This window comes from Candidatus Dormiibacterota bacterium, assembly GCA_035532835.1.
In the GTDB taxonomy this organism is placed as follows: domain Bacteria; phylum Vulcanimicrobiota; class Vulcanimicrobiia; order Vulcanimicrobiales; family Vulcanimicrobiaceae; genus DAHUXY01.
Map to the genome: position 1 here is coordinate 1 of DATKQG010000086.1, position 24794 is coordinate 24794.

At 60.4% G+C, this 24794-nt stretch carries 34 protein-coding genes and 1 pseudogene; 9 read left to right on the top strand and 26 right to left on the bottom strand.

Features of this window, described 5'->3' with window-relative positions:
• From VMW12_10460 to VMW12_10470, 3 genes are all read right to left on the bottom strand, one after another.
• Window positions 1-269, bottom strand: a 269-nt coding sequence (locus VMW12_10460) for a hypothetical protein (GenBank protein HUZ50136.1), incomplete at its 3' end; no start/stop codon positions are given.
• Window positions 270-272: 3 nt separating this feature from the next.
• Window positions 273-581, bottom strand: coding sequence for a metalloregulator ArsR/SmtB family transcription factor (locus tag VMW12_10465; GenBank protein HUZ50137.1), 309 nt, complete (start codon window positions 579-581; stop codon window positions 273-275).
• 63 nt (window positions 582-644) lie between these two features.
• A complete protein-coding gene (locus tag VMW12_10470; protein HUZ50138.1) occupies window positions 645-962 on the bottom strand; it encodes a metalloregulator ArsR/SmtB family transcription factor in 318 nt (105 codons plus the stop codon).
• 100 nt (window positions 963-1062) lie between these two features.
• On the opposite strand from VMW12_10470, the gene VMW12_10475 reads away from it, so the two are divergent.
• Both VMW12_10475 and VMW12_10480 read left to right on the top strand, forming a co-directional pair.
• Window positions 1063-1314 carry a ferredoxin family protein gene (locus VMW12_10475; protein ID HUZ50139.1) on the top strand — a complete coding sequence of 84 codons (252 nt, stop codon included), beginning with the start codon at window positions 1063-1065 and terminating at the stop codon, window positions 1312-1314.
• A 63-nt stretch (window positions 1315-1377) separates the two neighbouring features.
• Window positions 1378-1851 carry a nuclear transport factor 2 family protein gene (locus tag VMW12_10480; GenBank protein HUZ50140.1) on the top strand — a complete coding sequence of 158 codons (474 nt, stop codon included), beginning with the start codon at window positions 1378-1380 and terminating at the stop codon, window positions 1849-1851.
• Between the two features lie 61 nt (window positions 1852-1912).
• On the opposite strand, the gene VMW12_10485 is transcribed toward VMW12_10480, so the two are convergent.
• The 5 genes from VMW12_10485 to VMW12_10505 all read right to left on the bottom strand — a co-directional run bounded on the left by VMW12_10485 (window position 1913) and on the right by VMW12_10505 (window position 6263).
• Window positions 1913-2170 carry a hypothetical protein gene (locus VMW12_10485; GenBank protein HUZ50141.1) on the bottom strand — a complete coding sequence of 86 codons (258 nt, stop codon included), beginning with the start codon at window positions 2168-2170 and terminating at the stop codon, window positions 1913-1915.
• 142 nt (window positions 2171-2312) lie between these two features.
• The gene (locus VMW12_10490; protein HUZ50142.1) at window positions 2313-3551 is read right to left on the bottom strand and encodes a hypothetical protein; all 1239 of its coding nucleotides are present in this window, start codon (window positions 3549-3551) and stop codon (window positions 2313-2315) included.
• A gap of 2 nt (window positions 3552-3553) precedes the next feature.
• A complete protein-coding gene (locus VMW12_10495) occupies window positions 3554-4297 on the bottom strand; it encodes a cytochrome c (GenBank protein HUZ50143.1) in 744 nt (247 codons plus the stop codon).
• A complete protein-coding gene (locus VMW12_10500) occupies window positions 4294-5763 on the bottom strand; it encodes a cbb3-type cytochrome c oxidase subunit I (GenBank protein ID HUZ50144.1) in 1470 nt (489 codons plus the stop codon). Before VMW12_10500 ends, VMW12_10495 begins: the two co-directional genes overlap by 4 nt.
• Window positions 5760-6263, bottom strand: coding sequence for a hypothetical protein (locus VMW12_10505; protein HUZ50145.1), 504 nt, complete (start codon window positions 6261-6263; stop codon window positions 5760-5762). The genes VMW12_10500 and VMW12_10505 overlap by 4 nt, the downstream gene beginning before the upstream one ends.
• Window positions 6264-6476: 213 nt before the next feature.
• Between VMW12_10505 and VMW12_10510 the strand changes: the two are divergent.
• Window positions 6477-6683: pseudogene (locus VMW12_10510) on the top strand (DUF2249 domain-containing protein).
• Window positions 6684-6779: 96 nt separating this feature from the next.
• Complete coding sequence (locus VMW12_10515; GenBank protein HUZ50146.1) at window positions 6780-7409, top strand: Crp/Fnr family transcriptional regulator; 630 nt, start codon at window positions 6780-6782, stop codon at window positions 7407-7409.
• 38 nt (window positions 7410-7447) lie between these two features.
• On the opposite strand, the gene VMW12_10520 is transcribed toward VMW12_10515, so the two are convergent.
• Window positions 7448-8509, bottom strand: a complete 1062-nt coding sequence (locus VMW12_10520; protein HUZ50147.1) for a TIGR04053 family radical SAM/SPASM domain-containing protein — start codon at window positions 8507-8509, stop codon at window positions 7448-7450.
• A 42-nt stretch (window positions 8510-8551) separates the two neighbouring features.
• Complete coding sequence (locus VMW12_10525; protein ID HUZ50148.1) at window positions 8552-8797, bottom strand: DUF2249 domain-containing protein; 246 nt, start codon at window positions 8795-8797, stop codon at window positions 8552-8554.
• 102 nt (window positions 8798-8899) lie between these two features.
• Here VMW12_10525 and VMW12_10530 point away from each other — a divergent pair, with 102 nt between their 5' ends.
• Window positions 8900-10078: a hypothetical protein gene (locus VMW12_10530; GenBank protein HUZ50149.1), complete on the top strand. Its 1179-nt coding sequence runs from the start codon at window positions 8900-8902 to the stop codon at window positions 10076-10078.
• An 84-nt stretch (window positions 10079-10162) separates the two neighbouring features.
• Window positions 10163-10720 carry a DUF488 domain-containing protein gene (locus tag VMW12_10535; GenBank protein ID HUZ50150.1) on the top strand — a complete coding sequence of 186 codons (558 nt, stop codon included), beginning with the start codon at window positions 10163-10165 and terminating at the stop codon, window positions 10718-10720.
• Here the strand turns inward: VMW12_10535 and VMW12_10540 are convergent.
• From VMW12_10540 to hemE, 8 genes are all read right to left on the bottom strand, one after another.
• Window positions 10695-10871 carry a hypothetical protein gene (locus tag VMW12_10540; GenBank protein ID HUZ50151.1) on the bottom strand — a complete coding sequence of 59 codons (177 nt, stop codon included), beginning with the start codon at window positions 10869-10871 and terminating at the stop codon, window positions 10695-10697. The genes VMW12_10535 and VMW12_10540 overlap by 26 nt on opposite strands.
• Window positions 10872-10935: 64 nt before the next feature.
• Complete coding sequence (locus VMW12_10545; GenBank protein HUZ50152.1) at window positions 10936-11352, bottom strand: ATP-binding protein; 417 nt, start codon at window positions 11350-11352, stop codon at window positions 10936-10938.
• A gap of 39 nt (window positions 11353-11391) precedes the next feature.
• Window positions 11392-11664 (bottom strand): STAS domain-containing protein, encoded by a 273-nt coding sequence (locus tag VMW12_10550; GenBank protein ID HUZ50153.1) that lies wholly within the window; start codon window positions 11662-11664, stop codon window positions 11392-11394.
• Window positions 11654-12055, bottom strand: coding sequence for an STAS domain-containing protein (locus VMW12_10555; protein ID HUZ50154.1), 402 nt, complete (start codon window positions 12053-12055; stop codon window positions 11654-11656). Before VMW12_10555 ends, VMW12_10550 begins: the two co-directional genes overlap by 11 nt.
• A gap of 148 nt (window positions 12056-12203) precedes the next feature.
• Complete coding sequence (locus tag VMW12_10560) at window positions 12204-12842, bottom strand: hypothetical protein (GenBank protein HUZ50155.1); 639 nt, start codon at window positions 12840-12842, stop codon at window positions 12204-12206.
• A gap of 10 nt (window positions 12843-12852) precedes the next feature.
• Complete coding sequence (gene hemG / locus VMW12_10565; GenBank protein ID HUZ50156.1) at window positions 12853-14268, bottom strand: protoporphyrinogen oxidase; 1416 nt, start codon at window positions 14266-14268, stop codon at window positions 12853-12855.
• On the bottom strand, window positions 14268-15227 hold the full coding sequence (gene hemH / locus VMW12_10570) for a ferrochelatase (protein ID HUZ50157.1): 960 nt from the start codon (window positions 15225-15227) through the stop codon (window positions 14268-14270). Before hemH ends, hemG begins: the two co-directional genes overlap by 1 nt.
• On the bottom strand, window positions 15224-16339 hold the full coding sequence (gene hemE, locus VMW12_10575) for a uroporphyrinogen decarboxylase (GenBank protein HUZ50158.1): 1116 nt from the start codon (window positions 16337-16339) through the stop codon (window positions 15224-15226). The genes hemH and hemE overlap by 4 nt, the downstream gene beginning before the upstream one ends.
• A 131-nt stretch (window positions 16340-16470) precedes the next feature.
• Here hemE and VMW12_10580 point away from each other — a divergent pair, with 131 nt between their 5' ends.
• Entirely contained in the window at window positions 16471-16914 is a 444-nt protein-coding gene (locus VMW12_10580; GenBank protein HUZ50159.1) for a hypothetical protein, read from the top strand.
• Window positions 16915-16916: 2 nt separating this feature from the next.
• Here the strand turns inward: VMW12_10580 and VMW12_10585 are convergent, their stop codons facing one another.
• From VMW12_10585 to VMW12_10615, 7 genes are all read right to left on the bottom strand, one after another.
• On the bottom strand, window positions 16917-17996 hold the full coding sequence (locus VMW12_10585; GenBank protein HUZ50160.1) for a TIGR04053 family radical SAM/SPASM domain-containing protein: 1080 nt from the start codon (window positions 17994-17996) through the stop codon (window positions 16917-16919).
• 10 nt (window positions 17997-18006) lie between these two features.
• Entirely contained in the window at window positions 18007-18438 is a 432-nt protein-coding gene (locus VMW12_10590; protein ID HUZ50161.1) for a pyridoxamine 5'-phosphate oxidase family protein, read from the bottom strand.
• 81 nt (window positions 18439-18519) lie between these two features.
• Window positions 18520-19710, bottom strand: a complete 1191-nt coding sequence (locus VMW12_10595) for a hypothetical protein (protein HUZ50162.1) — start codon at window positions 19708-19710, stop codon at window positions 18520-18522.
• Complete coding sequence (locus tag VMW12_10600; GenBank protein ID HUZ50163.1) at window positions 19707-20078, bottom strand: cupredoxin domain-containing protein; 372 nt, start codon at window positions 20076-20078, stop codon at window positions 19707-19709. Before VMW12_10600 ends, VMW12_10595 begins: the two co-directional genes overlap by 4 nt.
• Before the next feature lie 96 nt (window positions 20079-20174).
• Complete coding sequence (locus VMW12_10605) at window positions 20175-20648, bottom strand: hypothetical protein (protein ID HUZ50164.1); 474 nt, start codon at window positions 20646-20648, stop codon at window positions 20175-20177.
• 112 nt (window positions 20649-20760) lie between these two features.
• A complete protein-coding gene (locus VMW12_10610; GenBank protein HUZ50165.1) occupies window positions 20761-22200 on the bottom strand; it encodes an FAD-dependent oxidoreductase in 1440 nt (479 codons plus the stop codon).
• A complete protein-coding gene (locus VMW12_10615; GenBank protein ID HUZ50166.1) occupies window positions 22197-22640 on the bottom strand; it encodes a universal stress protein in 444 nt (147 codons plus the stop codon). The genes VMW12_10610 and VMW12_10615 overlap by 4 nt, the downstream gene beginning before the upstream one ends.
• A gap of 137 nt (window positions 22641-22777) precedes the next feature.
• Here VMW12_10615 and VMW12_10620 point away from each other — a divergent pair, with 137 nt between their 5' ends.
• Window positions 22778-23491: a response regulator transcription factor gene (locus VMW12_10620; protein HUZ50167.1), complete on the top strand. Its 714-nt coding sequence runs from the start codon at window positions 22778-22780 to the stop codon at window positions 23489-23491.
• On the top strand, window positions 23491-24357 hold the full coding sequence (locus VMW12_10625) for a sensor histidine kinase (GenBank protein HUZ50168.1): 867 nt from the start codon (window positions 23491-23493) through the stop codon (window positions 24355-24357). Before VMW12_10620 ends, VMW12_10625 begins: the two co-directional genes overlap by 1 nt.
• Here the strand turns inward: VMW12_10625 and VMW12_10630 are convergent.
• Window positions 24284-24787, bottom strand: a complete 504-nt coding sequence (locus VMW12_10630) for a hypothetical protein (GenBank protein HUZ50169.1) — start codon at window positions 24785-24787, stop codon at window positions 24284-24286. The genes VMW12_10625 and VMW12_10630 overlap by 74 nt on opposite strands.
• Window positions 24788-24794 lie beyond the last annotated feature (7 nt).

The following is a 24794-nucleotide window of genomic DNA, read 5'->3' on the forward strand; positions in this document are numbered from 1 at the left end:
ACACCGGTCATTGCCGCGCTGAACAGTGCTAAGCGCATGCCGTCCGACGGCGATCCCCGCTTCAAGCCCCATATCGCGACCGCAATCGAAACGACGGCGTTGATGATGAGGAACGGCGCCGCCGGCAGCGACGACCCGACGTCGATGCGAAGCAACGCGCCGGCTACCACGGGGACGAGCGCGCAATGGAACGGGATCACGACGGGCAGCAACGCCAGAATCGCCGCGCCGAGCAGCAAAGCAAAAGCCCAAATCCGCGTCGGCGTCATGCGTTAACGCGTCGCCTCGAAGTGGGCTCGATTGCTCGAGAGTTGCCGATCGTAAATATCGCGAGCCGTATCGAGCAACTGGAGAATCGCCGCATCGGCGATCGCATAGCGCACCGAGGTGCCCTCGCGCGTGCTCTCCACAAAGCCCTTTGCCCGCAAGACCGCGAGGTGCTGCGAAACGTTCGGTTGCTCGAGCGCGAGAGATTCCTGCAATTCGGCTACGGTAAGCGGCACCTCGCGTAGCGCGTCGAGAATTCGAATTCGGGTGGGATGGGCCAGAATCTTGAAGAATTCGGCCTTAAAATGCCGCATTGCCAGCATATATTAGCATATTCTAATATACTAATGCAAGCTGGTTTTCTGGCGCCCGACCGCTTAGCCGAGGGCTTCGAACATCCTCCGGTTGGCGTGCAACTGCCGCTCGTAGATCTCGCGTGCGATGTCCAAAAGCTCCCAAATGGCCGGGTCGGCGACGCCATAATAGATCGACGTTCCCTCGCGCCTCGCAAGCACGAGCTCGCTCGATCGCAGTGCCGCCAAATGCTGCGAGATCGTCGATTGCTCGATCCCAAGCCGCTCTTGAATGCCGCGCACCGGCATCTCGCCATCGCGCAACGCATCCAGGATCATAATCCGTATCGGATGGGCCAGCGCCTTAAAAAGGTCCGCTTTGAAGTCTCTAAGCACGCTCATGGTACTTCCGCGATCGAGCAGGAACATCCGCGACATTTGTCCGACGGTTCAAGCGACCTGGGGCAGTTACCCCGATGCTCTCTACTGCTATCGTTAACGTATGCCATACGTGATTACGGAACCCTGCGTCGATACCAAGGATCGTTCCTGCGTCGACGTATGCCCGGTCGACTGCATCCACGGGGAGGAAAGCGACCCGATGCTGTACATCGATCCTGCCATCTGCATCGATTGCGGCGCCTGCGTGTCGGCCTGCCCGGTCGAGGCGATATACGCCGAGCCGGACGTGCCGCCGAAATGGGAATCGTATGTCGAGATCAACGCGCGCTACTATAGCGATGGGCACTCCTAACACGGGTATGTACTCAAAGACGAAAGCCCGGCGACCAACCGAAAAAGGATGGGAGAGCATACCATGTCCGACGTACGTCCACCCCTGCCCCCCTTTACCCTTGAAACCGCGATCCAGAAAGTACGCGGCGCGGAAGACGGCTGGAATTCCTGCGATCCCGAACGCGTGGCATTGGCCTATACGGAAGACAGCCGTTGGCGCAATCGCGATGAGTTCTTTCAGGGACGCCCGGCAATCGTTACGTTCCTAAAGCGAAAATGGAGTAAGGAACTAGAGTATCGGCTCATCAAAGAACTGTGGGCGTTCACCGACGAACGCATCGCGGTCCGCTTTGCTTACGAGTGGCACGACGAGCAAGGAAACTGGTTCCGCTCGTACGGAAATGAGAATTGGCGGTTCGACGAACGAGGCCTGATGCGGCAGCGTTATGCCAGCATCAACGATCTGCCGATACGGGAATCCGATCGAAAGTATCACTGGGATCGATCCAAGCCGAGGCCGGCGGAGCATCCCGGCCTTAGCGACCTCAATTTCTAGATCGGCGAGGTCGGCTTTGGCGTCCGCTACTGCTAGTCGCGACATCGGTTGCGCCGCTCATTTATTCGGCTGTGCGCTTGTTGGGGGAAAGATTCGAGGCAAGGTCACGATAGACGTGGCGCATTGCATCGACCATGAGCGAACCGACGCGAAAGAGGCCGTCTCCGGAGAACGTTACGCCCGTCCATGGTGTCCCGGCGTGTCGATGCACCAGCAAATACGTCTCCTCGCCGACTGCGTAGATAGCAAACTGATCCGATTCCGCTAGCGGTTGCAGATCGCGCACGAAAGCCTGATCGAGATTTTCAATGAGTTCCATGCAACAAGGCGCTCCTCTGGCATCCGACGATTCATGGCAAATTGACCCGCGTCGATACGTTTTCGAGCGCGTGGGCCTTGCCTCCGCTACCGCCCCAGCCTCACAAAGGGCGGAACGGCGAAGCACGGAGAGACGGATCGTGCTATAGGGGTACTTCATCGCTTGTCCAAGCGCGCCGCGCGGCCACGATCGCGTTCGCAGCCAACGCCATCCACGCAATAAGACCGATCGCAGCGCCGGAGCCCACGGCGCTCGCGGCGTTAACCAAAAGCCCATAGCAACAAAGAGCTATGGCCAGTTGCATCGCCGCGAACGCAAGCCACGAAAGTCGCGCGTCGAGCAATGCCGCGGGTCGCGTCTCATCGTCATCCCCGCGAATAACCGTCGCGATAAGACGCACGCCGATATGCAGAAAATGCGCGTTGACCATTTGCCCGATCCAGCCTATCAGCATGACGAACACGTAAGCGCTCGCCCACGGCTCGCCAAGCAACAATCCGAATCCAAGCAACGTCGCGACGGTAAGCCATACGACGGACGCAACGACGAACGCTTGTGGCGGACGATGACGTACGGTCGCGCGACGCACGATATCGAGCGTATCGAACGAGTAGCAGAGGGCGCCGGCCCCTAGGACGATCGCGCCCAGCCACGCAACAGAGCGGATGTCCGCACCTATGCCGATCGCCACGAGGATGGGTCCGAGCAATACCGACGAGGCCACGACGACGTGCATCCAGCGATTCCGTGAAAGCACGCCGCAGATCGGGCGCATCGTTCGTGCCGACACGCCATAAACGAGCATGGTAAACCACCCGTAGAGCGCTAGTTCCGCGTGAACGGCGGGCAACCGCGCCAAGAGCGCCGAGTACCGGCCGCCTGCGAGGCTACCCGCCATCGCGACGCCTATCAGCAACACCACCAGGAAAAAGGAGAGATTAATCGTTAACGCGCGCCCGATGGCGGATTCAGTCTTACCCGCCTCGGCAGCGTGGCGCAACGTAAAAACGGCAATGAAGTAGTAGCCCAAAAAAGCTACAGCCATCAGTACGGCGCCGGCCAACACGACGAGCGGAGAAAGGAACCAGCCGGCCACGAAGCACACTATTCCCGCCCCGAAGGGGAGCAGCGTGAACCGAACGGTACGCTCTCTTAGCCATCGGACGTCGGTGAACCCCGGAACGACGTGGATCAGGATACCTAGCGCAGCCATCGTAAGCCAGCCCAGGGCGACCGTGTGTATCCAAGCTAGGCCGGCACCATTCACGACCGCGATACCCGCGCTCGCGGCAATTATCGCTAGGAGTATCCACGACACGCCGTGAGCGACTTGGGCAAAGATCAATGCGCCCGGCGGTATCCAGTGGCGTCGCGCGGACACCTTCACAACGTTTCGACGTAGGCAGCTACATCGCGAACGTCGGCGCGGGAAAGCGTTCCGGGAAAGAGTTTCGGCATCGGCGCGCCCGGATTCATAATCCACTGCTGAGCCTGCTGCAAATTCTTGCGCGTCTTTTCACCTTTTAATGACGGGCCTTCCCCTCCGGCTCCTTGGACGCCGTGACATACGGCACAGTTCTGTGAAAACAGGGCGGCACCGCGTACGACATTGGGGGGCCCGGAGTTGCTCCCCGCATCGCTTGCAACGGCGGAGCGCGCTGGAACGTTTGCGGCTAACGCGCCGGTCGCCGCCGGTGCCACACCGAAGCCCCACGCCGAAGCTATCGCCATGAAGAGCAAGCTTAAGCCGGTCACCCAGCCGATCCCCGCGGCGTACCGTTGCCCCGCGTAACCCGTGGCGAACGCGAACCCGATGATGCTCAGGTGCTCGAGAACGTGTCCCCCCGGATGCCGTTCGAACCATGCATATTCAGAAGGCCACATCAACATCATAACGGCAACCGGAGAGAGAATCGCGACGAGCAACCACCCATAATGTGCGGCCCCGGTTTTGTGCGACGGCGCAGCGAACAGCAAGGCTGAAATCAGGGCGCCCGCAATCAGGGCAGCGTGAAGCAAGTGATGTTGTGCGGTCGGAAGATCGACGGAGCCGAGAAAGAGCGGCACGAGAGCTGCGACGATCGTCAATCCGAGAAGCCCGCCGGCAACCAGACGCATGTTTTTCATGCCACGGCTCCCGCTCTCTTCAGCCGCGCTAAACGCAACGCCTCGAAGACGGCCAGGAGAAATCCAATCAGCAGAATGACCGCGCCGATCGTAGCGATGCCTGCGAAATATGGGCCGGGCGCGGGCTCGCTGGCATACCGCCGCGGTACGCCGGCCGCCCCTGCCATGTAAAACGGCATTAGGAACAGTGCGCCCCCACCGAACATTCCCAGACCTATCAGCCATCGCATGACGAGGTTGGACGCCGTGCCCGCACGCTGTTCCAAGCTCACGAACGCCCATCCCATGACGAAGAGTAGAACGCCTTCCAATAGATAGGTATGGAAGTGTCCTGGTACCCATAGGGTGTTGTGCAGATCGACGTTAATCGGAATGGTCGCATCCAAGACTGCAGCCGAGCCGCCGACCACCCAGCCGATCATGCCGGCGAAGAGGAACATCGACCCGAGGCTCCACTTCATCCCCGAACGGTGGACCAGCATCACGCCGCCATACACGGTTACTACGACGACCGGAATCGCGGCCAGATACGACGAGATCTCGCCGATGTATTGCACGATTTGCACCTGCGCGAAATCCATATACAGGTGGTGGAAATACGCGATGATCACGAACGTGAGCGTCCCCCACCACGCAACCGCCAGCGGGACCGATGTGTGGTATTCGCGCTTGGTGCACATCGGCAGCCCGACATACACTCCCGCGACGGCCATATACATCGTTAGGTTGGCAAACGTATGTCCGAATTGATAGATCAGGTTCTTCGCCCACAGCGGATTGATCGCTACGGTAGGGTCGATCCAATGCACGATCATCGCAATGACGATTAGGAGCCCCGCGGTGCCTCCGATGAATCCGTCAATCGCGGTAATCGCCGCCGCAAACATCTCGGGCGGCGGGGGCTCTTGCCCGCTCGCAATGAACGCACGATTTCTAAAGACGTAATCGATAGCGAGCACGCCGCGGATTCCACCGAATCGCTCCAGCAGCGCCCCCAATATCTGGGCGCACCAGATCATAAAGCCGATCATAACCAGGCTGTTACCGATCAACCACGATCCGGTAGCCCAACTCGGCCAATACGTCCCGGTAAACGGCAACGGATAGAGCATGGTCCAAAGCGCGCCATAGTGCCCCGGCACTACGCTAACGATCACGCAGACGACGCCTGCGAGAAAGAATCCGAACGCGAGATAGGCAACACCCGCGTTCATCTTGGCATAGCGGCTGACCAGATACCATAAGATACCCAGGCCGGCGATCGCCATAGCGGTGATCATGCCGACGCCGTGAAGGCTCAAGAGAGAGTAGAACGTCCCCGGATCGATCGTTAGCCATCCGGCCTGGGAGGCACGCATAGCGATGCCCACGAGAACCATTAAGAGAAAAATCGCGAGCCCTGTCGCAATGTAGGTCCACATTACCCGTTTGCCGACGGGGTTATCTATCGCAACGATGCCGCTCATTTAACGTCGAAGCCTCCTTGCATGGCAGCGTGAGCTATACCGCAATATTCCAAGCATCGCACCGTGTAGTGGCCTGGAATGGTGAACACCAGGGCGAGATGGTTCACGTAATCGGGCATCGCCTGTACCTGACTGAAAATGCGGCCATCCGGCGCGTAAATGCCGAATCCGTGGTTTACGTCTTTCGAGGTGACATCGAAAACGACCGGCGTATTCAACGGCACGGTCGAGGGCATCGCAAAACTATACTGCTGCGCGACGACCGGATAATGTCGAGCATTTTCGTCGGCACGCGCTTTCTGGTACGGAAACTGCGGAATGGTCACCGCGAACACGACAACGGCAACGACAAGGGTAAACCAAAACCAGTAACGCCGGATAGCATATCCGGCGGCCGAGACTTCGGACTGCGAGATAGGCTCGGCCGAACGATAATTCGCGAGCCAGACCATGAGCACGATCGCTAGGCCGGCCACCCCGACGAATATTTCCAGAACCATATTGCTCTCCAATGACCACCTCCACCGGCTCGTCTATCCTGGCTTCGCTCCCGCGACGCTTCGCGCGATGCAGGAAGGATATTACAACTACATCTTCCTTTTCTTTAGTCGGCACCCGTTTCCAGATAGGCCTACCGTTGATACTGTAGCGAAGGCACTACCGGTCGTAAGCAACCGTGGTTCGCATTCGGCTCAGACAAGGAGCATCTCCTCATGGACGAAGTACGACTCGACGTTCGAACCCTCGCCCCGCCGCAAAGGCATCCGAAAATCTTTGCGCTGTTTGACGCGCTGGCGCCTGAGAGGACCTTGGTGCTCATTTCCGACCACGAACCGCGCCCCCTCCGGGCCGAGTTCGAGCATAAGCGACCGGATACGCATCAATGGGCCCAGCGGCACATGGGAGATGGCCGATGGGAGGTTCGACTCCGTCAACTCAGCATCGGATCGACGCATTCGCCCGTCTCGGCAACCCTAGCCCGTAGCCCGCTCCTGCAACACCTCAATTCGGAGACCTTGGATCATTTAGCGTACCACGCGCGTCGCGTCGGCGTGAAACGCAACCACGCGATTGCGGATCAAGCAGTCCATTGGCCGTACATCGGCATCGTAGAGCGAGGCATCGTTCAAGCGACGCTCGCTACATCGATGGGTCGCGAGCAGACGATGTTTGAGATCTTGCCGAACGACGTCTTCGGTGAGATTGCGCTTCTCGACGGCGGGCACACTCCGCTGCGCTTCGCTGCGGTTACCGCCGACACGATCGTTCTTCTTTTGCCGATCGAACATATCCGTTCGGTCATCGAGCGCTTTCCTAGCGTCTTGCATGGCCTGGGGATGGCGGCGGCACAGCACTTTCGTATCGTCATCGATCACTTCGCAGCGCATCTCTCACAGTCGACGACGGCCCGCGTGGCTCAGGCTCTTCTGTCTTACGCTCAACCGGCGAGCGGCATGTCGGAGGCGCTCCCGCCCCTGCCGTCGCTAACGCAAAGCGAAATCGCGATGCGAGCGGGCACCGTAAAGGAAGTCGTAAGCCGCGCCCTCGCCGAGTTAGAAGCTGCGTATGCCCTCGAGCGGCACGCCGGCCACATCGTTCGCCTCGATAGAGCCAAGCTCACACAAGCAGCCAAGACGGATCAATAGAATGGCATGACGGCCGGCATGGTGGTACGTGGTACGAGTCATGGTACGTGACGAGCATAGGCGGCCGGTATATGCTCGCAACTAGCATCGCTACCGAAGGGGTTTCTCGAGGCCGCGTAAGCACGTGCGCGCGATCCGCCACATATCACGTTATATTCGCAAGCCCCACACTTCCCATCGAAAGCGTGGGGCTCACGAAGGCGTTGCATAATCGGATGGTCGCGATACACGTCGAGTAGATTTTGTTCCCTTACGTTTCCGACCGGTAGCGGAAGAAATCCGCTCGGCTGTATGTCCCCGTGATGAGAAACGAAGACAAATCCTCGTCCGTCGCCGATTCCAGCGAAGCGCTCGCGGGACCCCAGCCGTACGGCACGCCCTGCCGCTCGGATATCGGAAGAGTGTTGTATCGCGAATCGGCGGTAGTGCGGCGCTTCCGTCGCCTTTACATCGAAGGCTGCACGGGAAGCGATTGAATAAATATCGCCAAAGGCGGCTTCGGTCTGGTCCGCGGTCAAACACATGTCTTCTGCGGCACGCCCAACCGGCAACACGAAGAACAGGCTCCAGAGCGCTATTCCAAAGGGTCCGAGCACTTCTTCAAACTCGAGCAAGCGCAGCCGATTATGTTGTGCCACGGTGGTGTTGATCTGGACGCCAATGCCGCAGTCGAGCGCATAGCCTATGCCTTCGATCGTACGCTTAAAAGAGCCGACAACTCCACGAAACGCATCGTGCGCCTGGGCATCCGGCGCATCGAGGCTTAGCGAAATACGCCGGACCCCGGCCGTCGCAAGCCGCGTAACTGCCGCTCTTGTCAGCCGTCCCGTCGCACTCGGAGAAACGGACATCGGAATGTTTAGCGATGTGCCATACTCGACAATTTCATAAATATCATCGCGCATTAACGGGTCGCCCCCGGTCAAGACGAACACGGGCCGATCGCATGCGTAAACGTCATCCACCAATTTGAAGGCTTCCATTGTCGTTAACTCGAGGGGATCGCGCCGTGGGATCGCCTCAGCCCGGCAATGCCGGCAGGCTAGCGCGCACGCACGGGTCATCTCCCAGATGACAATACGAGGCGCGTGGTCGTACATCGTATCTTCGATTGGTCGCGCGCCGATGCTTGGGAACACTTTCTATTTGTACTTCTTGATTTCGACTCGCCACGTTTCGGGGCCCTGTTCCAGATACAACCACTGAAATGTATCCCGGTGCTCCGCATCGAGTTGATAGCGTAGCGGGCGAGGGTCGTGGTCGTTCACGATCACCAACGATTGACCGGGGGCCAATTTATCGAGACGATCGTATATGGTAGAATGCTTAAAGCGAGGTTCGATAACGCGTAGGTCGAGTTCGCCGGGCGGAGATGTCTTTTTATGCATAGCACCCCTATAGTATGTGCTGGACAAGCGTAGAACGTCTTGCGCCAACCGAGTGTTTCCGGCCCCAGCCTATCGCACTTCAAACGGGCAATCAGCAACCTCGTGCATTCCCTGCTAGCGACAAAAGATGCAAGCGCAACGATCCCCCCGCCGCACATCCCGCTGCTTTTCGTGTCGATAGCGCTCCTAACGCTCGTCTCTACGACCGTTTGGACGCTCGTCGGTACCGTCGCACCCTTGGCGCTGCTTCACGCACTCGCCGTAGGGGTCTTTTTGATGGTGGCGCTGGGTTTGCTTTATCAATTCGTCCCGGTGGTGGCCATGGCGCCGTTGCAGTTCCAGCACCTCGCGATCGTGCACGCCGGTATCGCTACGGCCGGTACCGTATGCATCGTTCTAGGATTCCAAGAAGGCGCGTTTGCATTGGTCCGTACCGGCGGAGCGCTCGCACTCAGCGGACTTGGAATCGAATTACTCGTGTTGATAGCTACGGCCATGCGCGGGAAGCCGCCGATCCCCGTCCGGGGATCGCTGCTCGCCCTGTTATGGCTCTGCGCGACGGTGGCGATCGGCTCCTGGATGGCCGAGTTACTGTACCGCGGTTTTCCGGCCGGTTGGCTGATACGCTATCACGCGGCTTTCGGACTCGTCGGCTTTTTCGTAACGATTATTACTGCGATCACATTCCGCCTATTACGCATGTTCGAACGCGTAAATCGCGAGCCTCGCGCCCTGCCGGTCGCCATCGGCTCAACTATCGTCGCCGCAGCTCTTGCTTCGGGAAATATTCTCGGCGGCTTGGCCGCGGTCGCACTCGCGGTACTATTCGGTGCCGAACTCATCGCCATCGGCCGCACGAGAAATCCGGCCTACCAGCGAGAGACCTTTGCCTATAGCGCTCTCGGTTCCGCGGCAGCGCTCGCAGCCGCGCTTTGTTACGCCTTCGGCATGGTCGCTCCGGCGGTCGAACTCCTGCTGTGGCTCTTTATCGGGACCGCTATTATCGGCTACTTACAGCGCATCGTTCCGTTCATCTTGTGGATCGCACGTTCGCGGCGCGAGGGTGCGCGGAACGTCCCTTCGCTACGCGAGATGAACAATTCCAGGCTTGGCTATTTCATTCTTTGTACTTGGACGCTGGCCGGTCTCGCATGGATCTATCGGCCGTACACACATATCGCTTCGGTCGTTGCTTTGGTGGCCTACGGAGCGCTCGCCCTCCAGCTCGCGCGGCCGTTTATCTTGAGGAAAGCCGCGCCCGTCGTAACCCAAGAGGGCTAACTGCGATTCTCGGTCTCGAAATGTTCTCGTCGCACTGGGGGGCGATTTGCAGTATACCGGCAACGCTCTCGGAAATTAGATCGCGTGGAACCCACGCTATTGACGTTAGGCCATGGAACCGCGAGTGCGGGCGAGATCGCCGCGCTGATCCGCGGTGCGGGTATTGAATCGGTCGTCGACGTTCGAACGGTTCCGAAGAGCCGTCGGCATCCGCACTTCTGGCGAGAAGAGCTGGAACGCTGGATTCCCGAAGAAAGCGGCAGCTCATATCGTTGGGAACCCGCCCTTGGGGGATTTCGTAAAGCTAACCGGGCGAGCCCTAACGTCGCGCTTCGCCACCCGTCGTTTCGCGCCTACGCCGATTACATGGAAACGGCCCCATTCGCCGCCGCGCTGCAAACATTGCTCGGCCAGCTCCTTACCTCACGTACCGCCATCATGTGCTCCGAAACGCTCTGGTGGCGTTGCCATCGCCGGCTCATCTCCGATGCGGCGCTTCTTCTGCATGGCGTAACCGTCGAGCATCTGATGCACGACGGCGTACTGCGCCCGCATATTCCAACCGCAGGCGTCCGCGTGACCGAACAAACGACGCTCCGCTACGACGCTATTTTCCCTACTTCCGTTGCTCTTGCGAACTGATCGGCAGCATCGTTTCGGCCTGCGTAATGAGTTCCTCGCCCGCTATCAAACCCGTCGCATCGGCGCTAATAACCGCTTCTCGCAGCTCCTCCTTGCGCTCGTCGCTCTCAAGGTGGTCGATCTTCGCATGCTTCTTATCCATACTCGACATCGTACCCAGGCAAGTCCGCCCTTAAGCTCTCGATTCGAATGCCGAGCAAAAAACGAGGCGCTCGTCAGGTGCCCCGGGATTCATTCCGGATCAGGGGCGCGTGCGCACCGGGATTAAGCTTGATACGTACGGCGTTACCGCCCGCAGCTAGCCGCTCGACCGCAACGCAATCCGAATAACGATCGATAAGAAACATTCCCCTGCCTCCTTCGCCGTACAGATCGACGGGAAGCTCGGGCGCCCAGTCGAACGGCGGCCCTTCGTCGAACACGCACAGCCAATGCGCGTCATCGCGGGCTTCTAAAACGATGCGAATGGCTCCCGGCGCATGCCGCACCGTATTTGCAACGACTTCCGTGTAGAGTACTTTCGCGGCAAACTCATCGATAGGTGCGCCGACTTGCAGATGCAGCGCGGCGACGAAATCGTCCCGAGATCCCAAGGCGGTCTCGGCATCCTCCGACGCAAACTGCCATGCCATATACGCATCTTTCCCGGTGGCTCGCAGAGCCGGCCCGTTTCAATTGATAAAGAACAACGTGTCGAGCTTCGTTGCGCGCATGGCTTCCGCAAGTTCCGGCCGCACGTTAATTAATCGGAGCTGCGTCCCAGGCTTCTGCCGTCTCCATACTCCAAGATGTCGAATGAGCAGGCTAACCGACGACGCATCCAGGTATTCGGTCGTTGCCATATCGATCACCACGTCGCTGTGCGGCGTGATTGCCGCAAGTTCGTCGTCCAGCTCAAAGTATCGACGGCTGTCGTAAAATCCTCCGTGCAAACTATTGACCATCGAAATACCGTCCGCGAAAGATCAGCGGCGCTGCCTGGGTCCGCTCACCAACGTACAACATTTGCGTCTGCGAGTGGACGGTCGCCCTCGCTCCGAGCTTTCTGCCGGCGGATCGCACGAGGGGAAGACGCGCGTCTGTCTCCGGCACGTCGTAAAATTCCACGTGCGTGTCGAGATGCGTGATGCGAAAGAGCCGAACGATCGAAGGGCGCGCCCCGATGATGTGGAGACACGTGCTATTACCGGATTGCGCCTCACGCCGGCGCAGCAGGCAAGCCACCGCGTTGATCAGCGTGGAATCCGCAAACCCGACACCGCTAAGATCGATCGTTGCGATGGACGCCTCTACGAGCGGGATCAATCCTCGTTCCAAGACAGCCGCGCTCGTCATATCGAGTTCCCCGAAGAAGCAAGCACCACAAACCTTATAAACCCTCAAAGGCACCCTCTATTCTGCGCCAAGTTTAAGAAAAACGGGCTCATTGGTCTGTATCAAATGAGACAGTTTTCACAGGGATGCCCTCGGCTCTCCGCCGGCCTTAGTACCAACCGTCCGCCAGTTGGGCGAGTTGAGCGGCGAGGCGGTCGAATTCCGGCCCGCCGACCGTCCCCGCTGGGAGCCCGTCGAGTAGCGACGAACTCACTGCGTCCTCAAACGCCCGCAGCCGTTGGCGTTTTGCGCCAATGAGGAGCGCGATCTGCACGTCGTTCAACTCGCGAACGATGCGCTCATTGACGCGAGCGCGCATATCGTCCACCCGCGAGCGCGCCGCATCGGCTATCGTCGCCGACCGGGTTCCGTCGACGTGCGAGAGCCCAATCGGCGGGGGGACGAAGGTGTCGAGCGGGTCGAAAGGCCCGTACGTGCGGCCGCTTCCGGCATACATCTGGGCCAGTTCGGCGCGTGCCCGGTTCCGCACCAGGACGACCTCTGCGCGAAAGCCGGCCATCGCCTCAAGCAATGCATGGGCCGCCTTGCGGGGCAATTCGCGCTCGATCGCCGTACGATACGCCCGATCCGCCGCATCCATCGCCGAAACCGCCGAAACGAACGAACGAGCGAAGGCTAATTCGTCCCCGCGGAGCCGACAGCGTGCTTGGGCCGCAGACGCAAGCGCAAGCGCAAGAACCGGAACGGCGTCCCCGGAGGACCTTAACGCGCCACGATCTGCATCCACAGCGCGCACATTAGGCGACCCCTAGATAGGCGCCTTCCAACGAATCGACGACCGCTAGGGCCGCCCGTTCCGCGCTCGCGACACAATCCGCTATGCCCGCACCGCGATACGCCGACCCCGCAAGCGCGATGCTGCCGATCGCCGTTACCGAACGTTCGATCTCGCCGATCACGCCGGTATGACCGACCGAATACTCCGGCAACGCTTCGGGATGGCGATGAACGATCGACCAATTCGCAGGCCCCGCGATCCCGAGCAATTCCCGGAATTCGTCACGCACCGCTGCGACGAGGTCGCGATCCTCGAGTTGCAGCACCTCGGATTGCATCGCGCCCCCCACGAATGCCCGCAGAATTGTCGTGCCTTCCGGCGCGCGATTGACGTACTTCTGGCTCGAGAACGTTGTCGCCATGACTCGCCGCCCCTCGATCTGCGGCACTACGAAACCGGTGCAGCGCGGCAACGGCGGAATATCGGCGGTGGTAAAGGCCATGGTGACCGTCGCAACCGAGTGATAGGCGATGGAGCGCAGCAGGTTTGCCGTTTGCGGTGCAAACGGTTCGAAAAGCGGCGCGGCCGCATGCGCCGGAAGCGCACAAATCACCGCATCGACATCGGCATTGGAACCATCCGCCAAGCCGACTTTCCATCCGTCGATACCTCGTCGCAATTCCGTGACCTCGCTCGACGTGCGCACCGTTCCAGCAAGCTCGCGCTCGAGCGATGCGACCAGCGATCCAAGCCCGCCACGCAGGCTCACCATGCGGGGGGCCGCACTCGGTGGCTGGTTTCGCGCCATCGCCTGCATCGCGCGAACGAGGCTGCCGTGCTTGCGCTCCATTGCGAGGAATTGCGGCAGCGTGGCCTGCATGCTCAAGCGCGACGGATCGCCGGAGTAGATGCCGCCGATCAAAGGTTGTGCCAAGCGTTCGAGAATTTCACGTCCGAAACGCCTGGAAACGAACGAGCCCAAACTCTCGTCGCGCGCCGATGCCGCGGCCGGCACGAACGGTTCCAATGCCGCCCGCAGGATGCCGAACGGCGTGAAGAGGCGGCTGCCGACGAGCGCCGCAAGCGACATCGGCGTGAAGAGCCGGAAATCGTCCGGTATCGGCACGAGCCGTCCCGCTCGCACGACGCGCGCCCCGCGGTACTCCGTCAGCATCGGCCGCACCTCGTCCGCAAGGCCGAGCCGACCGATGAGATCTAACGCCGCGGGCTTCTCGGTTATCAACGAATCCGGCCCCATCTCCAGCACGCAGCCCTCGTCGTACCGCGTCGCGATGCAGCCGCCGACTCGCGACGCACGCTCGAACACGGTGATCTCGACGTCGCGTCCGCGCTCCCGCGCCAATTCTCGGCAACGATAGGCTGCCGCGAGGCCGCTGATGCCGCCGCCGATCACCGCTATGCGCCGCGCCGCCATCAAGCTCCCTCGCTACCGGGCGCGCGTTGTGCGCGCTCCAGCGTCAACTCGGCAAGCATGCGAGTAAACCCCGGATGGTCGTTCACGGCCGTCGCTCGCTGCATCCGTACGCCGACGCTTTGCGCGATCGTTTTTACATCGATATCGAGATCGTATAGCACCTCGACGTGATCGCAAAGGAATCCGATCGGCGCGACGATCGCCGCGCCGATTCCACGCTCGGGTAATCCGCGCATGACGTCGCGAACGTCCGGGCCGAGCCACGGCTCGCGCGGCGAACCGCTGCGGCTTTGGTACGCGATTTCCCATCGTGCGATCCCCGTCTCCGCGGCGATCTCCTCGCCCGTTTTTCGCAATTGCCGCACGTAGAGGTCGGCACCCGGCGTCGCCACCGGAATGCTATGCGCGGTGAACACGATCGCCGCATCGTGCGCGTCCTCTCCGCCCAAATGCGCGCGGGCATCATCGAGGCGATCGGCATGGGCGCCGATAAACGAAGGATGGTCAAAAAAAGGATCGATGTAGTCGACGATCGGCGCACCGCCGATGCTTTCGAGAGCGTCTTGCGCGCTCCGAACGTAGGCATCCCAACTCGCGGCGCTCTGATGCGGAGCCAACGGAATCGCGCAGATCCGTCGCGCATTTTCGCGCGCGAGCGACTGCATCACGTCCGAAATGAACGGTTCGGCGTGGCGGTACGCCACCACAACGGGCGTATCCACGCCGTATTCGCGTAGCGCGCGCTGTACGCCGACGGCCTGCCGTCGCGTGAACTCGTTATACGGCGACACGCCGCCGATATCGAAATAATGCCGCACGACCTCTTCGTAGCGGGAAGGCGGAACCGGCCGTCCCGCCAACACGCGGTCGAGAAATGGGCGAATTTCGGCGGTATTCGTCGGGCCGCCGAACCCTAATAGGACGACCGCATCGTACCGGGTGGTAGCGACTGCGCTCATCTTCGACCGTAGGCGTGCACGGCGTCGACCAGAGCGAGCACGTTATCGACCGGCGTTCCAGGCAACACGCCGTGGCCGAGGTTAAAGATATGTCCGGGCTGCCCGTCCATTCGGGCGAGAATCTCGCGCGCGCCCTTGCGTATCTCGGCAGGCTCGGCGAAGAGTTTTACCGGGTCGAAGTTTCCCTGGATGCCGACGTTCTCGCCCAGCCGATCGCGAGCCTCATCCAAATCGACGCGCCAATCCACGCCGACGACGTCCGCTCCCGTCATCCGGATGACGTCCAGCAAACCGGCAGTCATCGTTCCGAAGTAGATGACCGGTACGCTCGATCGCACCGATGCGATCACCTGCTGCGTGTACGGCAAGACGTAGTCGACGTAATCTCCGGGCGAAAGACAGCCGACCCAACTATCGAAGAGCTGCACCGCATCGGCACCGGCATCGATCTGCATGCGCAGGTACGCCGACGTGAGCTCCGTCATGTATGCCATCAAACCGTGCCAAACGCGCGGTTCGCGGTACATCAGCTTTTTGGTTTCGGTAAAATTGCGTGACGAACCGCCCTCAATCGCATACGAAGCAACGGTAAAAGGCGCCCCTGCGAATCCGATAACAGGTACGCTTCCCCGCAGTTCCGCCTGCGTGAGGGCGATCGTCTCACCTACGAACGCTAAAGTCTCCGCGACGCTCACGTTCGGAAGCCGTTCGATATCCGCGATCCCGCGAATCGGACGTTCTATGTGCGGACCCTCGCCTTTGGCAAATTCCAGGCCCAGTCCCATCGGCAAGAGCGGCAGCAAAATATCGGCAAAGATAATGGCCGCGTCTACGCCGAGCTTGCGGACGGTCCCCACCGTCACTTCCGCGGCGGTTTGCGAGTCGCGGCAGAGATCGAGAAAGGAAAGCCGCTCGCGTACGCGCCGATACTCCGGTAGGTAGCGGCCCGCTTGCCGCATGAGCCATACCGGAGTAAACGGCGTCGATTCTCCGCGGCACGCGCGCAAAAAAGCATGCTCGGCGGCCGGGGCCTCAACATCCGTAAAATGGCTCGCGCAAGCCCACTCCGGTAGATCGAGGGTCGGGCTTATGGCGTCATAATGAGCGATCATCGTGCCGCCAGCATAGCGGCCTTCGAAGATAAAGCGAAGAATGCTCTCTTCGCAACATCTTCACACATCGTTCACTACCAAGTTGGAGAGCCGCAGATATACTTGGACTTCTATCCAGCGAAAGGCCCACCATGCCGACGCTTCACGCCACCCGCGACGTTTACTGTCCGTTTACCCAGGCCATCCCGTTAATCCAGCGCTTCTACGCCGCGAGTCGAGTCCGAGTCGGGCCATTTTCCTACGTGTCGCTGGAAGTCGAGTCCCAAGTCGTTTCGACGCGCGACCTCACCGATCCGACCCGCGATCACGACGCTCTGGTTGTCGAGTGGCACGTCCACGGACCGCTTCCGTTACCGCGCTTTCGGGGGCTTATTACCGCCCGCCCAAACGGGATTTGCACGACGATCCATATCCAGGGGCATTATACGCCGCCCTTCGGCATCGTCGGCAGGGTGCTCGATGCCATACTGGGGCGTCAGGTCGCCCGTAGGACCCTAGAGCGGCTTCTCGATCGCGTTGCGGCATACATCAACGTCTCGTTCGGAAAGGAGCACATGCTCCGCCCCGACTGGTAACTCTATGCCAGTGCCGATGCAGCTTGCGGCCGATACGAGCAGCTCGGATCGCTTGCGAAAGGATTGCCGGAGGTCGTATACGCTCTGGCGCGAGAGCCGCCGCAGATGCGACCGAACTCGCAGAGCCCGCACTTGCCTTCGAACGTTTCCGGCCGCCTCAGCCTGCGCATGACCGGATGATCGCGGTAGATATCCAGTAGGGAATGCTGTAGAACGTTACCGACGGCCTCCGAGAGAAACCCGCTGGGCTGAATGTCGCCGTGATGAGAGACGAAGACGAATCCTCGGCCGTCGCCGATGCCCGGAAAACGCAACGGCGGGTGTTTTGGCTCGGTCTCACGATCGCGCGGCGGCACGATCTCGTGCTGCAGCGCGTATCGGCGATAGTGCGGCGCTTCGGTCGTTTTTACCGCGAACGGCGCGCTCGCGGCAACGGCATGAATATCGGCAAAGGCTGCATCGACGTCGGCCGGATCGAGACACATATCCAGCCCGGCGCGCCCTACCGGCAGTACGAAGAATAGGCTCCACAAGGCGATGTCGAACGGCGCCAGGACGGCTTCAAATTCGCGCAGACGCGAGCGATTCTGCTTCGTTACGGTCGAATTGACCTGAACGCTGATGCCGTAATCGCGCGCGTTCGCAAGAGCTTCCATCGTTCGCCGATACGAACCCTGGACGCCGCGAAACGCATCGTGCGCCTGCGCATCCGGAGCATCGAGGCTTAGGGATATTCGCCGCGTACCGGCACTTGCAAGGTGACGCATCGTCTCGCGCGTAAGCCGTCCGCTCGCCGCTGGAGCGACGGACATCGAGAGATTGAGTCCGCTTCCGTACTCGATGATCTTATAAATATCGTCACGCATGAGCGGGTCGCCCCCGGTCAAAACGAACAGCGGATGATCGCACGCCGCGACATCTTCCACGAGTCGGAACGCCTGCGCCGTCGTCAATTCGTTCGGATCGCGACGTGGAATGGCTTCCGCCCGACAGTGCCGGCATGAGAGTGGGCACGCGCGAGTCATCTCCCAAATCACGATGCGCGGAGCACGATCGTACATGGGGTCGGTCATCGCCTTCATCTATTCACCTTTATACTCGGCGCTCGTAGCGGCCGGTCTTTTCTTGCAGTTCGATGCGGTACACGATCGAGGCTTCCATGGTGCGGCTCGGGTGAACGGTTTCGCCCGGCGGCCCTTCCAGGCGTCTCTCGACACCGCGAGCGAGAAGATCTAGTGCCTGGACAGCCGCGTCGCCGTGCATCTCGCTAAAGATGCCCCAGGCGATCACACTCTGCCAATCCGCGAAGCCGTCCATCATATCGACCTCGAAACAGACGCGCGGATTCTCTCGCATCATGTGAAACTTCATACCGAGGCGTCCGTGCCCGTAAATGATGCCCGCCTCATATACGTAGGTGACGGGTACTACATACGTGCGACCGAACGCATGACAGCCAATTCTTCCGACGACGTTGGTAAGCAGCATATCTTCTATTTGCTCGCGGCTTAATTCGCCCAACATGGATCGATCGTACGTGCCGCGCAGGAAGATCTGAGGAATGAAAACCCCCGATACCGCTGGGTGCCGGGGGTTTTATTGGACCTAGTTACCGATCGGCGTGCTCCACCATAGGGTGTAACGCCAGTCGGGTCCTCCGTTCGGCGAAGCCGAGTGAGCTCCCAACCCCGCTTCGATGTACCCGTGCAGATATTGCAGCCCGGGGACGTTGAAGGCAAAGTCGACGTTGCCGTAATGGAGCACATTTCCAAGCCCGTCATCGGTGTACTCGTCGCGTAAACCGATCACGGCGTTCCCTTTGAACACGGGCTCGTATATTTCGGCGCTCATCGCGCGGCTCCGCGCCGCCGGCAACTGATTGCCGATGAGGTCGAGGCCCGGATTCGTGTCGTTCGCTACCTGGTACATCGCCAGGACACCGGGAACTCCGTGCGATTGCGGATCGCGCTGCAAGTAGCCGGCGAGCGATGTATATCGATCGACGTCTCCGGTGGATACGATGTAACTCCCCGAGCTACCGTACGCGCCGAATTCCAGCGGTTGGTCGGGCCTAGCATCGGCAAGTTTCCATTGGAACGTCTTGTCGGTGCCTGGGACCGTGTCGAAGTCGGCACTCCCCAGCCAGCCGTTCCCGCTCAAAAGCCACCCGGCTTCCGCATTGATGGACTTATGGGTGTAGCCCAATTTCGCGCCCCAACGATTCCCGTCGAGTTGATAGGCATGCTCGCCAACCGTGATTTCGGGCGTGGCGATGGGCGATAGATCGAACCACTGGCTAAACGGCGATGGGCCCGGTGCTTCGATTTTGCCTAGAAACAAATGGCCGTCGCGGTGAAACAAGTTGTTGTATGTGATCCACGCCGTATCCAGCGTTCCACCCGTCTGATCGCTTGAGATCAACCACTGTTGAACGTGATACGTCCAATCCGGCGCCGCGTAACCCGCGGCGTGGATGGCGAGGTTTCCGACGGAATTCGTGTAGGTCGGCTGGTTGGCGTTCACGCCTCCGGCACTATCGCCGTTGATTTGCTCGCCGATCCAAATCGGATCTACGGTTTTTAGGACGTCGCGATTGAGCGACGCGTATCCCGTCCGTTGTACGTAGCGCCCGTAGGCATTGAGCGCTGGGACTAAAGTGTGACAGACGCTACATTGTACGCCGTAGGCCTTGGCGAAGATGGGCATGGCGCTCGCATTACGAGCACCCATCCCCGCCACGAGCAGCAGCGTACCCGCAATCGAAGCGACTGCAAGCCGTAGCGGTCGCCCAATCATTGAACGACCTTGACGACCAACACCATGTCAGCGTGGCCGGCTCCGCAAAAGACAGCGCAATGAACCTGGTAAGTGCCGAGTTTCTTAGGCGTAAACGTGACCGTCACGAATTTTCCCGGCATGATGGTGGTGCTGGGAATCCCAAGCTCGTCCGACTGAATCCCGTGCACTCCTCCGCTAGAGGTCAGGCGCAGGGTCGTCGGCTCGTTTAGGTGGGCCGTAACGGTTCCGGGTGTAAACTTCCAGTTAGAAGCTACGATGTCGATACTCGGGTGGGCTGCCACCGGAGCTGCGGCGGATACCCCTAGTCCCAGTGCGAATACCAGAGATGCTAAGGCAACGCCGATCGATTTAAACATATGTTCCATTCTCCAATTTTGGGGCCGTGCGCAAGGCGCGCACCTTCCTGGCGTAGAGTATCGCATAAAGGGGAACGAGTCGGGAAGAATCAGCGAGGATTCGGCTCAGAGCGCATCGTGACGAAGCATATCGATTCCGGCCCGAATATCATCGAGCAGAGCCTGCGCGGTGTGCACCGCGATCGAACGCCCCACGGCTGCGTCAAAAGCCGCACCAACGACCGTACCCAAAGGTGGTTCGTAGGTGCCATCTATTTCCAAGAACGAGCGTTCGGGATCTTCTTCACTCCAGATCGTTAGCCGGCCGGAGAATTCGGGGAACGGGCCGCCGTCCTCGGGCTTCCAATGGATTCCGAACTCATCGTTCAGGTTCTGTTCGTCCCGCCGCTTGCAAATACGCGCGACGACCGCGCGCGATACGTCTAATTTCCCGGGAATGCCGAAGTCGCCGAGTGGAAGCCGCAGACGCAGTAGTGTCTTTCCGCTCGCATCGCGGTGCGCCGCAAAATAACGCGGCAGAAGGCGCTCCGCTTCCGCCTCGGAGCAATCGAGCGGAACGACCGCGCGCGCCCGGTCCACTCTAGTGCTCCGGCCCGACCCAGCCGCGCGCTATCGCGTACATCTTTGCGTTGATGACGATAAAACGCCACAACTGATATGGAATGAAACGTCGGCTGAAAGTACTCATATCTTACTCCGGAATCATGCGCCAGCCGGGTTTGGCCTGGAGCTTCCACATGAACGTTTCGTGCAGGAGGCGCTTCGTCCAGGCCCCCGCCAATCCCACATCGAGATCGCAGAGGTTGAGATCGCGCCCGTACTGTGGGTACCGCTCGAAGTCGCGCGCCACCGGAACCATGACGATCGATGCCGCCGATCCGTTCCACAGCGAATGCCCCATCGAGGCGATGCACGCCGCCGGCATCTCGCTCATCCGCGCGTGGTGCGTGGGCTCGCGGCCTTCTATTTGATCTGCGACATTGTAGGCAGCCGTGCGACCCATGATTCCGGCCGCCATGCCCGTGCGGGGAGCCGTCGCAACGATTGCGGTACCGGCATTGGATTTTTTCCCCTTTGAGAGCGGGTGCGGCGGAGCGAACGCGATACCGACGGCGTAGACGTTCGGGTAGAGTGGTGAGCGATACGTTGCCGGCCAATCCGCGGCACGATATTCGTCGTAGGTCTTCGACGCGTAATCGGCGTCGACGCGCATAAAACCGCTGGGCAGCGTCATCGCCGCCGTAATATCGGCCCCCAGTTTATCGATATATTTCAATGGTATGCCGCGAAATTGCGGTATGAGCATCGCGAAATCGAAGTCCAGCGTGGTCGGGTCCACGCCGATCTGATCGTACGTCAGGCGTCCGGATTCGACATTAGTCACACCGGCGGCCATCAGCGTTCGCACGTGCGATTCGTCGAAGAGTCCTCGCACCAACGCGGCGCCCGTTACGACCGCGCCGTGCTTGCGCGCCTCGACGCCGTCGACGCCGAAATCGCCGGGTTCCGGCTCGTTGCTCAGCCAGACTAAGTCGGCCTTGTCCCGCAGGCCGCGATTGCGCAAATCGGCGTCGACGTTCATTAGATACTCGAACGCGGCGCCCTCGCACGTCGCCGCCGGATGTCCGACGCCGATCACCAAACGTTGGCGCTGGCCTTTACGCATCCGCGCGATGCTCTCGATGTATGCGGCCCGAGCGGCCACCGCGTGATCGACGGAACAGACGCTCTGGGTGTGGCCCGCGGCCGGCCCCAGGCCCGGCGTTCCCTCGAAATTCAAATACGGGCCCGTGGCGTTGATGAGATAATCGTATGCAATCCTGCGCGTCTGGCCGTCCGCCGACTGCACCTCAACCCACCGGTCGTCCGGCGCGATCGTTTGCGCGCGCGCGTTCACGTATTCGAAGCCCAGCTTCTCGTACACGGGCGCGAGCTCGAATTGCACGGCTTCCTCCGACATCGTCCCCGTGCCGACCCAAATTAAGCTTGGGAACCACGTAAAGCGATTGCCCGGAGCAACCACCGTGACCTCGGCTTTTCCGCTCACCAAGTGGGAGAGATGGAGCGCCGCGGTATGGCCGGCGAATCCCGCCCCGAGAATGAGGATGCGCGGCAACGTTGAGGCGCTCATGGCGTGCGCGGCCGCGTGACGAGCACGGGAGCCTCCGCGCGTCGCAGGACGCCCTCGGCAACGCTTCCGAGAAAGAGGCGCGCCAAGCCCTTACGGCCGTGCGTGCCGATGCAAATTAAGTCGGCCTGCTGCTCTTTTGCGATGCGGAGAATCTCGTCGCTCGGATCGCCCTCTCCAACTACCGTGGAAGCGGTGACGCCGTCTTTCGCGGCAGCCGCGACGCCCGCGTCGAGACTGGCTTGGCCCTCATCCCGCATGCTTTTAATGGCGTCGACCGGATAGGGCGACTCGTAACCGGAGAGCGCTAAGAGTGTCGAAAGATCGATGACGGTCACCAGCACCAGTTTGCCGCCGCCCTCTTTCGCAAGGCCGATCGCCAATGCCAGCGCCTGGTGCGAAGCCTCTGAGGCGTCGGTCGCGACAACGATGTTCCGAAACATACTGCACCCCTCCACGGCCCCGCCAGGAAGGCGGTCGAAGCCCGAATAGTCAAACCCTATTTTGGACGCTAGCACACCCGCGGAGCGCACGTTGAGAAGGTCGCCTTCCCAAAATCTGCACCCGAGGGTGAAGCAGGATGGATGTAGATACCGAGGAGATGGAAACGCACATTCTGATCGTCGACGACGAGCCCCAAATCGGGGAAGCGCTTGGGGCCTATCTCGAAGCCGACGGGTACACGACGGTCGTCCGCACCACGCTCGCCGATGCGATGCTCGCGCTCCAAGAAGCAACTCCCGATCTCATGCTACTGGATATCACGCTCCCCGATGGGAGCGGCCTCGATATCTTGCGCCGCGTCCAAGGCCGCAATATTCCGACGATTATGCTCACCGCGCGCGCAGACGAAGTCGATCGTATCGTAGGGTTAGAATTGGGTGCGGACGATTACATTACGAAGCCCTTCTCGCCGCGCGAAGTCATGGCCCGCGTGCGAGCGGTCATGCGTCGCTCCGTCGAGCGTCCTCATGCGCTCAACGACGTCGATGATAACATCCTGCGAATCGGCGAACTCACGATTAATTTCGACGCGCACGAAGTTCGCATCGGATCCGCGCTCGCGCATCTCACACCTTCGGAGTTCAAGCTGCTCGAAGCGCTCGCGGTCAACTGCGGCCACGCTCTCACCCGAGCCCAGCTTCTCGACAAGCTCAGCGACGACGGCTCGATTTTCGAACGCACGCTCGATCGTCACGTCAACAATCTGCGCCGTAAAATCGAGCCCGACGTGCACGACCCGACGTATATAGAAACGGTGTACGGCGTCGGCTATAAAATGAGGAAGGCCTGATGCGCGATAGGCTCCTCCATGCGATGGATCTGGCCGCGGTACACGATTGGGATGGGTCCAAAGCTTTGCTTGAAAGCATGGACGATCCCATCGCCGGCCGCTTCTTCATGCTCGTGTGCGACTTGGAACAAGAAGCGGACTCACGCGCCAAGCACAGTACCATGCTGCGTCACGAAGTAGGCAACGCTCTGACCATCGCGCAAGCCAATCTCGAAGGCCTCATCGATGGGGTGCTCGCCTACACACCCGAGCGACTTAACGGCGTGCTCGCATCGGTTGCTTCTGCCAGCGCCATGATCGAGGAAATCGCGAACGTACCGGCGGCAGTTCCGCTAGGGGACGTCATCCGGATCGAAACGTTTAACATTTGTTCGCTGATCGCCGCGCACGCTGCAGCCATCGCCGGACTGGCGACCGCCAAGAACGTTCGGATCGTCTACGATCCGTGCGGGGCAGGCCGCGAATCCTGCACCAGCTTTCGAGGCGATATATCCCGCGTCGGCCAGATCCTGCGCAATGTGCTCCTCAATGCGGTACGCTATACGCCTCCCGGCGGCACGGTTGAAATCCACTGCGATCGACCGGGCTCCGAACTCATGCTGATCGTGAGCGATACCGGGATCGGGATCGCCAGTGACGACGTTCCGCACCTGTTCGAACCGGGGTACCGCGGCAGAAATGCATCCGGGAAGGGCTCGGGAATCGGCCTCAACGTCGTCCAGAAGCTGTTGGCCTCGCTTGGCGGCAACGTCAAGGTGGCGACCAGCGAAGGGCGCGGCTCCGCATTCATCATCACCCTGCCGACGATTCCCCTACTGCCGGCTGCCGCTCGTAACGAAGCGCTCCATCGCGCACGTCAGCCTTAATTTCGTCGGCTAGCCACTGCAAAAATTTCCATAAACTGTTCTTGGCCGCACCGCGCAGCACGGTTGCATCAAATAACGCACCGACGCTGCCCAACGGCACTTCGTAGGCCCCTTCGAGCCAGAGTTCGCAGTGCGCGTCTACCGGAACGACCGTAAGCCGCCCGCGGAATTTCGGGAAAAACCGCTCTTTATCGGCTGCTTGGATGTCCAACGCGCAGCGCCACGACTCATCCTCGCGCTGCACGCGAGTCCTAATCGGAATCTTTACTTCACCGGTCGTTCCGATCCGCAGATCGCGAAGGGTTACGCTCATCGCCAGCCGTTCATAGGGCGGCTTACCCTGCGCGACCGCGGGAACGACCCGCAGGAGCGATTCGCAAACGAGATCCGGCGGTGACTTCAGGGGTACGTACATCTCGATAGTCGACAAGGCTCTG

Bases quoted from the DNA above. Each gene is read 5' to 3' on its own strand.
- VMW12_10465 (HUZ50137.1), bottom strand. From the start codon at position 581: ATGCGGCATTTTAAGGCCGAATTCTTCAAGATTCTGGCCCATCCCACC.
- VMW12_10470 (HUZ50138.1), bottom strand. From the start codon at position 962: ATGAGCGTGCTTAGAGACTTCAAAGCGGACCTTTTTAAGGCGCTGGCC.
- VMW12_10475 (HUZ50139.1), top strand. From the start codon at position 1,063: ATGCCATACGTGATTACGGAACCCTGCGTCGATACCAAGGATCGTTCC.
- VMW12_10480 (HUZ50140.1), top strand. From the start codon at position 1,378: ATGTCCGACGTACGTCCACCCCTGCCCCCCTTTACCCTTGAAACCGCG.
- VMW12_10485 (HUZ50141.1), bottom strand. From the start codon at position 2,170: ATGGAACTCATTGAAAATCTCGATCAGGCTTTCGTGCGCGATCTGCAA.
- VMW12_10495 (HUZ50143.1), bottom strand. From the start codon at position 4,297: ATGAAAAACATGCGTCTGGTTGCCGGCGGGCTTCTCGGATTGACGATC.
- VMW12_10500 (HUZ50144.1), bottom strand. From the start codon at position 5,763: ATGAGCGGCATCGTTGCGATAGATAACCCCGTCGGCAAACGGGTAATG.
- VMW12_10505 (HUZ50145.1), bottom strand. From the start codon at position 6,263: ATGGTTCTGGAAATATTCGTCGGGGTGGCCGGCCTAGCGATCGTGCTC.
- VMW12_10520 (HUZ50147.1), bottom strand. From the start codon at position 8,509: ATGTACGACCACGCGCCTCGTATTGTCATCTGGGAGATGACCCGTGCG.
- VMW12_10525 (HUZ50148.1), bottom strand. From the start codon at position 8,797: ATGCATAAAAAGACATCTCCGCCCGGCGAACTCGACCTACGCGTTATC.
- VMW12_10540 (HUZ50151.1), bottom strand. From the start codon at position 10,871: ATGTCGAGTATGGATAAGAAGCATGCGAAGATCGACCACCTTGAGAGC.
- VMW12_10545 (HUZ50152.1), bottom strand. From the start codon at position 11,352: ATGGCATGGCAGTTTGCGTCGGAGGATGCCGAGACCGCCTTGGGATCT.
- VMW12_10550 (HUZ50153.1), bottom strand. From the start codon at position 11,664: ATGGTCAATAGTTTGCACGGAGGATTTTACGACAGCCGTCGATACTTT.
- VMW12_10555 (HUZ50154.1), bottom strand. From the start codon at position 12,055: ATGACGAGCGCGGCTGTCTTGGAACGAGGATTGATCCCGCTCGTAGAG.
- hemG (HUZ50156.1), bottom strand. From the start codon at position 14,268: ATGGCGGCGCGGCGCATAGCGGTGATCGGCGGCGGCATCAGCGGCCTC.
- hemH (HUZ50157.1), bottom strand. From the start codon at position 15,227: ATGAGCGCAGTCGCTACCACCCGGTACGATGCGGTCGTCCTATTAGGG.
- hemE (HUZ50158.1), bottom strand. From the start codon at position 16,339: ATGATCGCTCATTATGACGCCATAAGCCCGACCCTCGATCTACCGGAG.
- VMW12_10580 (HUZ50159.1), top strand. From the start codon at position 16,471: ATGCCGACGCTTCACGCCACCCGCGACGTTTACTGTCCGTTTACCCAG.
- VMW12_10585 (HUZ50160.1), bottom strand. From the start codon at position 17,996: ATGAAGGCGATGACCGACCCCATGTACGATCGTGCTCCGCGCATCGTG.
- VMW12_10590 (HUZ50161.1), bottom strand. From the start codon at position 18,438: ATGTTGGGCGAATTAAGCCGCGAGCAAATAGAAGATATGCTGCTTACC.
- VMW12_10595 (HUZ50162.1), bottom strand. From the start codon at position 19,710: ATGATTGGGCGACCGCTACGGCTTGCAGTCGCTTCGATTGCGGGTACG.
- VMW12_10600 (HUZ50163.1), bottom strand. From the start codon at position 20,078: ATGGAACATATGTTTAAATCGATCGGCGTTGCCTTAGCATCTCTGGTA.
- VMW12_10610 (HUZ50165.1), bottom strand. From the start codon at position 22,200: ATGAGCGCCTCAACGTTGCCGCGCATCCTCATTCTCGGGGCGGGATTC.
- VMW12_10615 (HUZ50166.1), bottom strand. From the start codon at position 22,640: ATGTTTCGGAACATCGTTGTCGCGACCGACGCCTCAGAGGCTTCGCAC.
- VMW12_10620 (HUZ50167.1), top strand. From the start codon at position 22,778: ATGGATGTAGATACCGAGGAGATGGAAACGCACATTCTGATCGTCGAC.
- VMW12_10625 (HUZ50168.1), top strand. From the start codon at position 23,491: ATGCGCGATAGGCTCCTCCATGCGATGGATCTGGCCGCGGTACACGAT.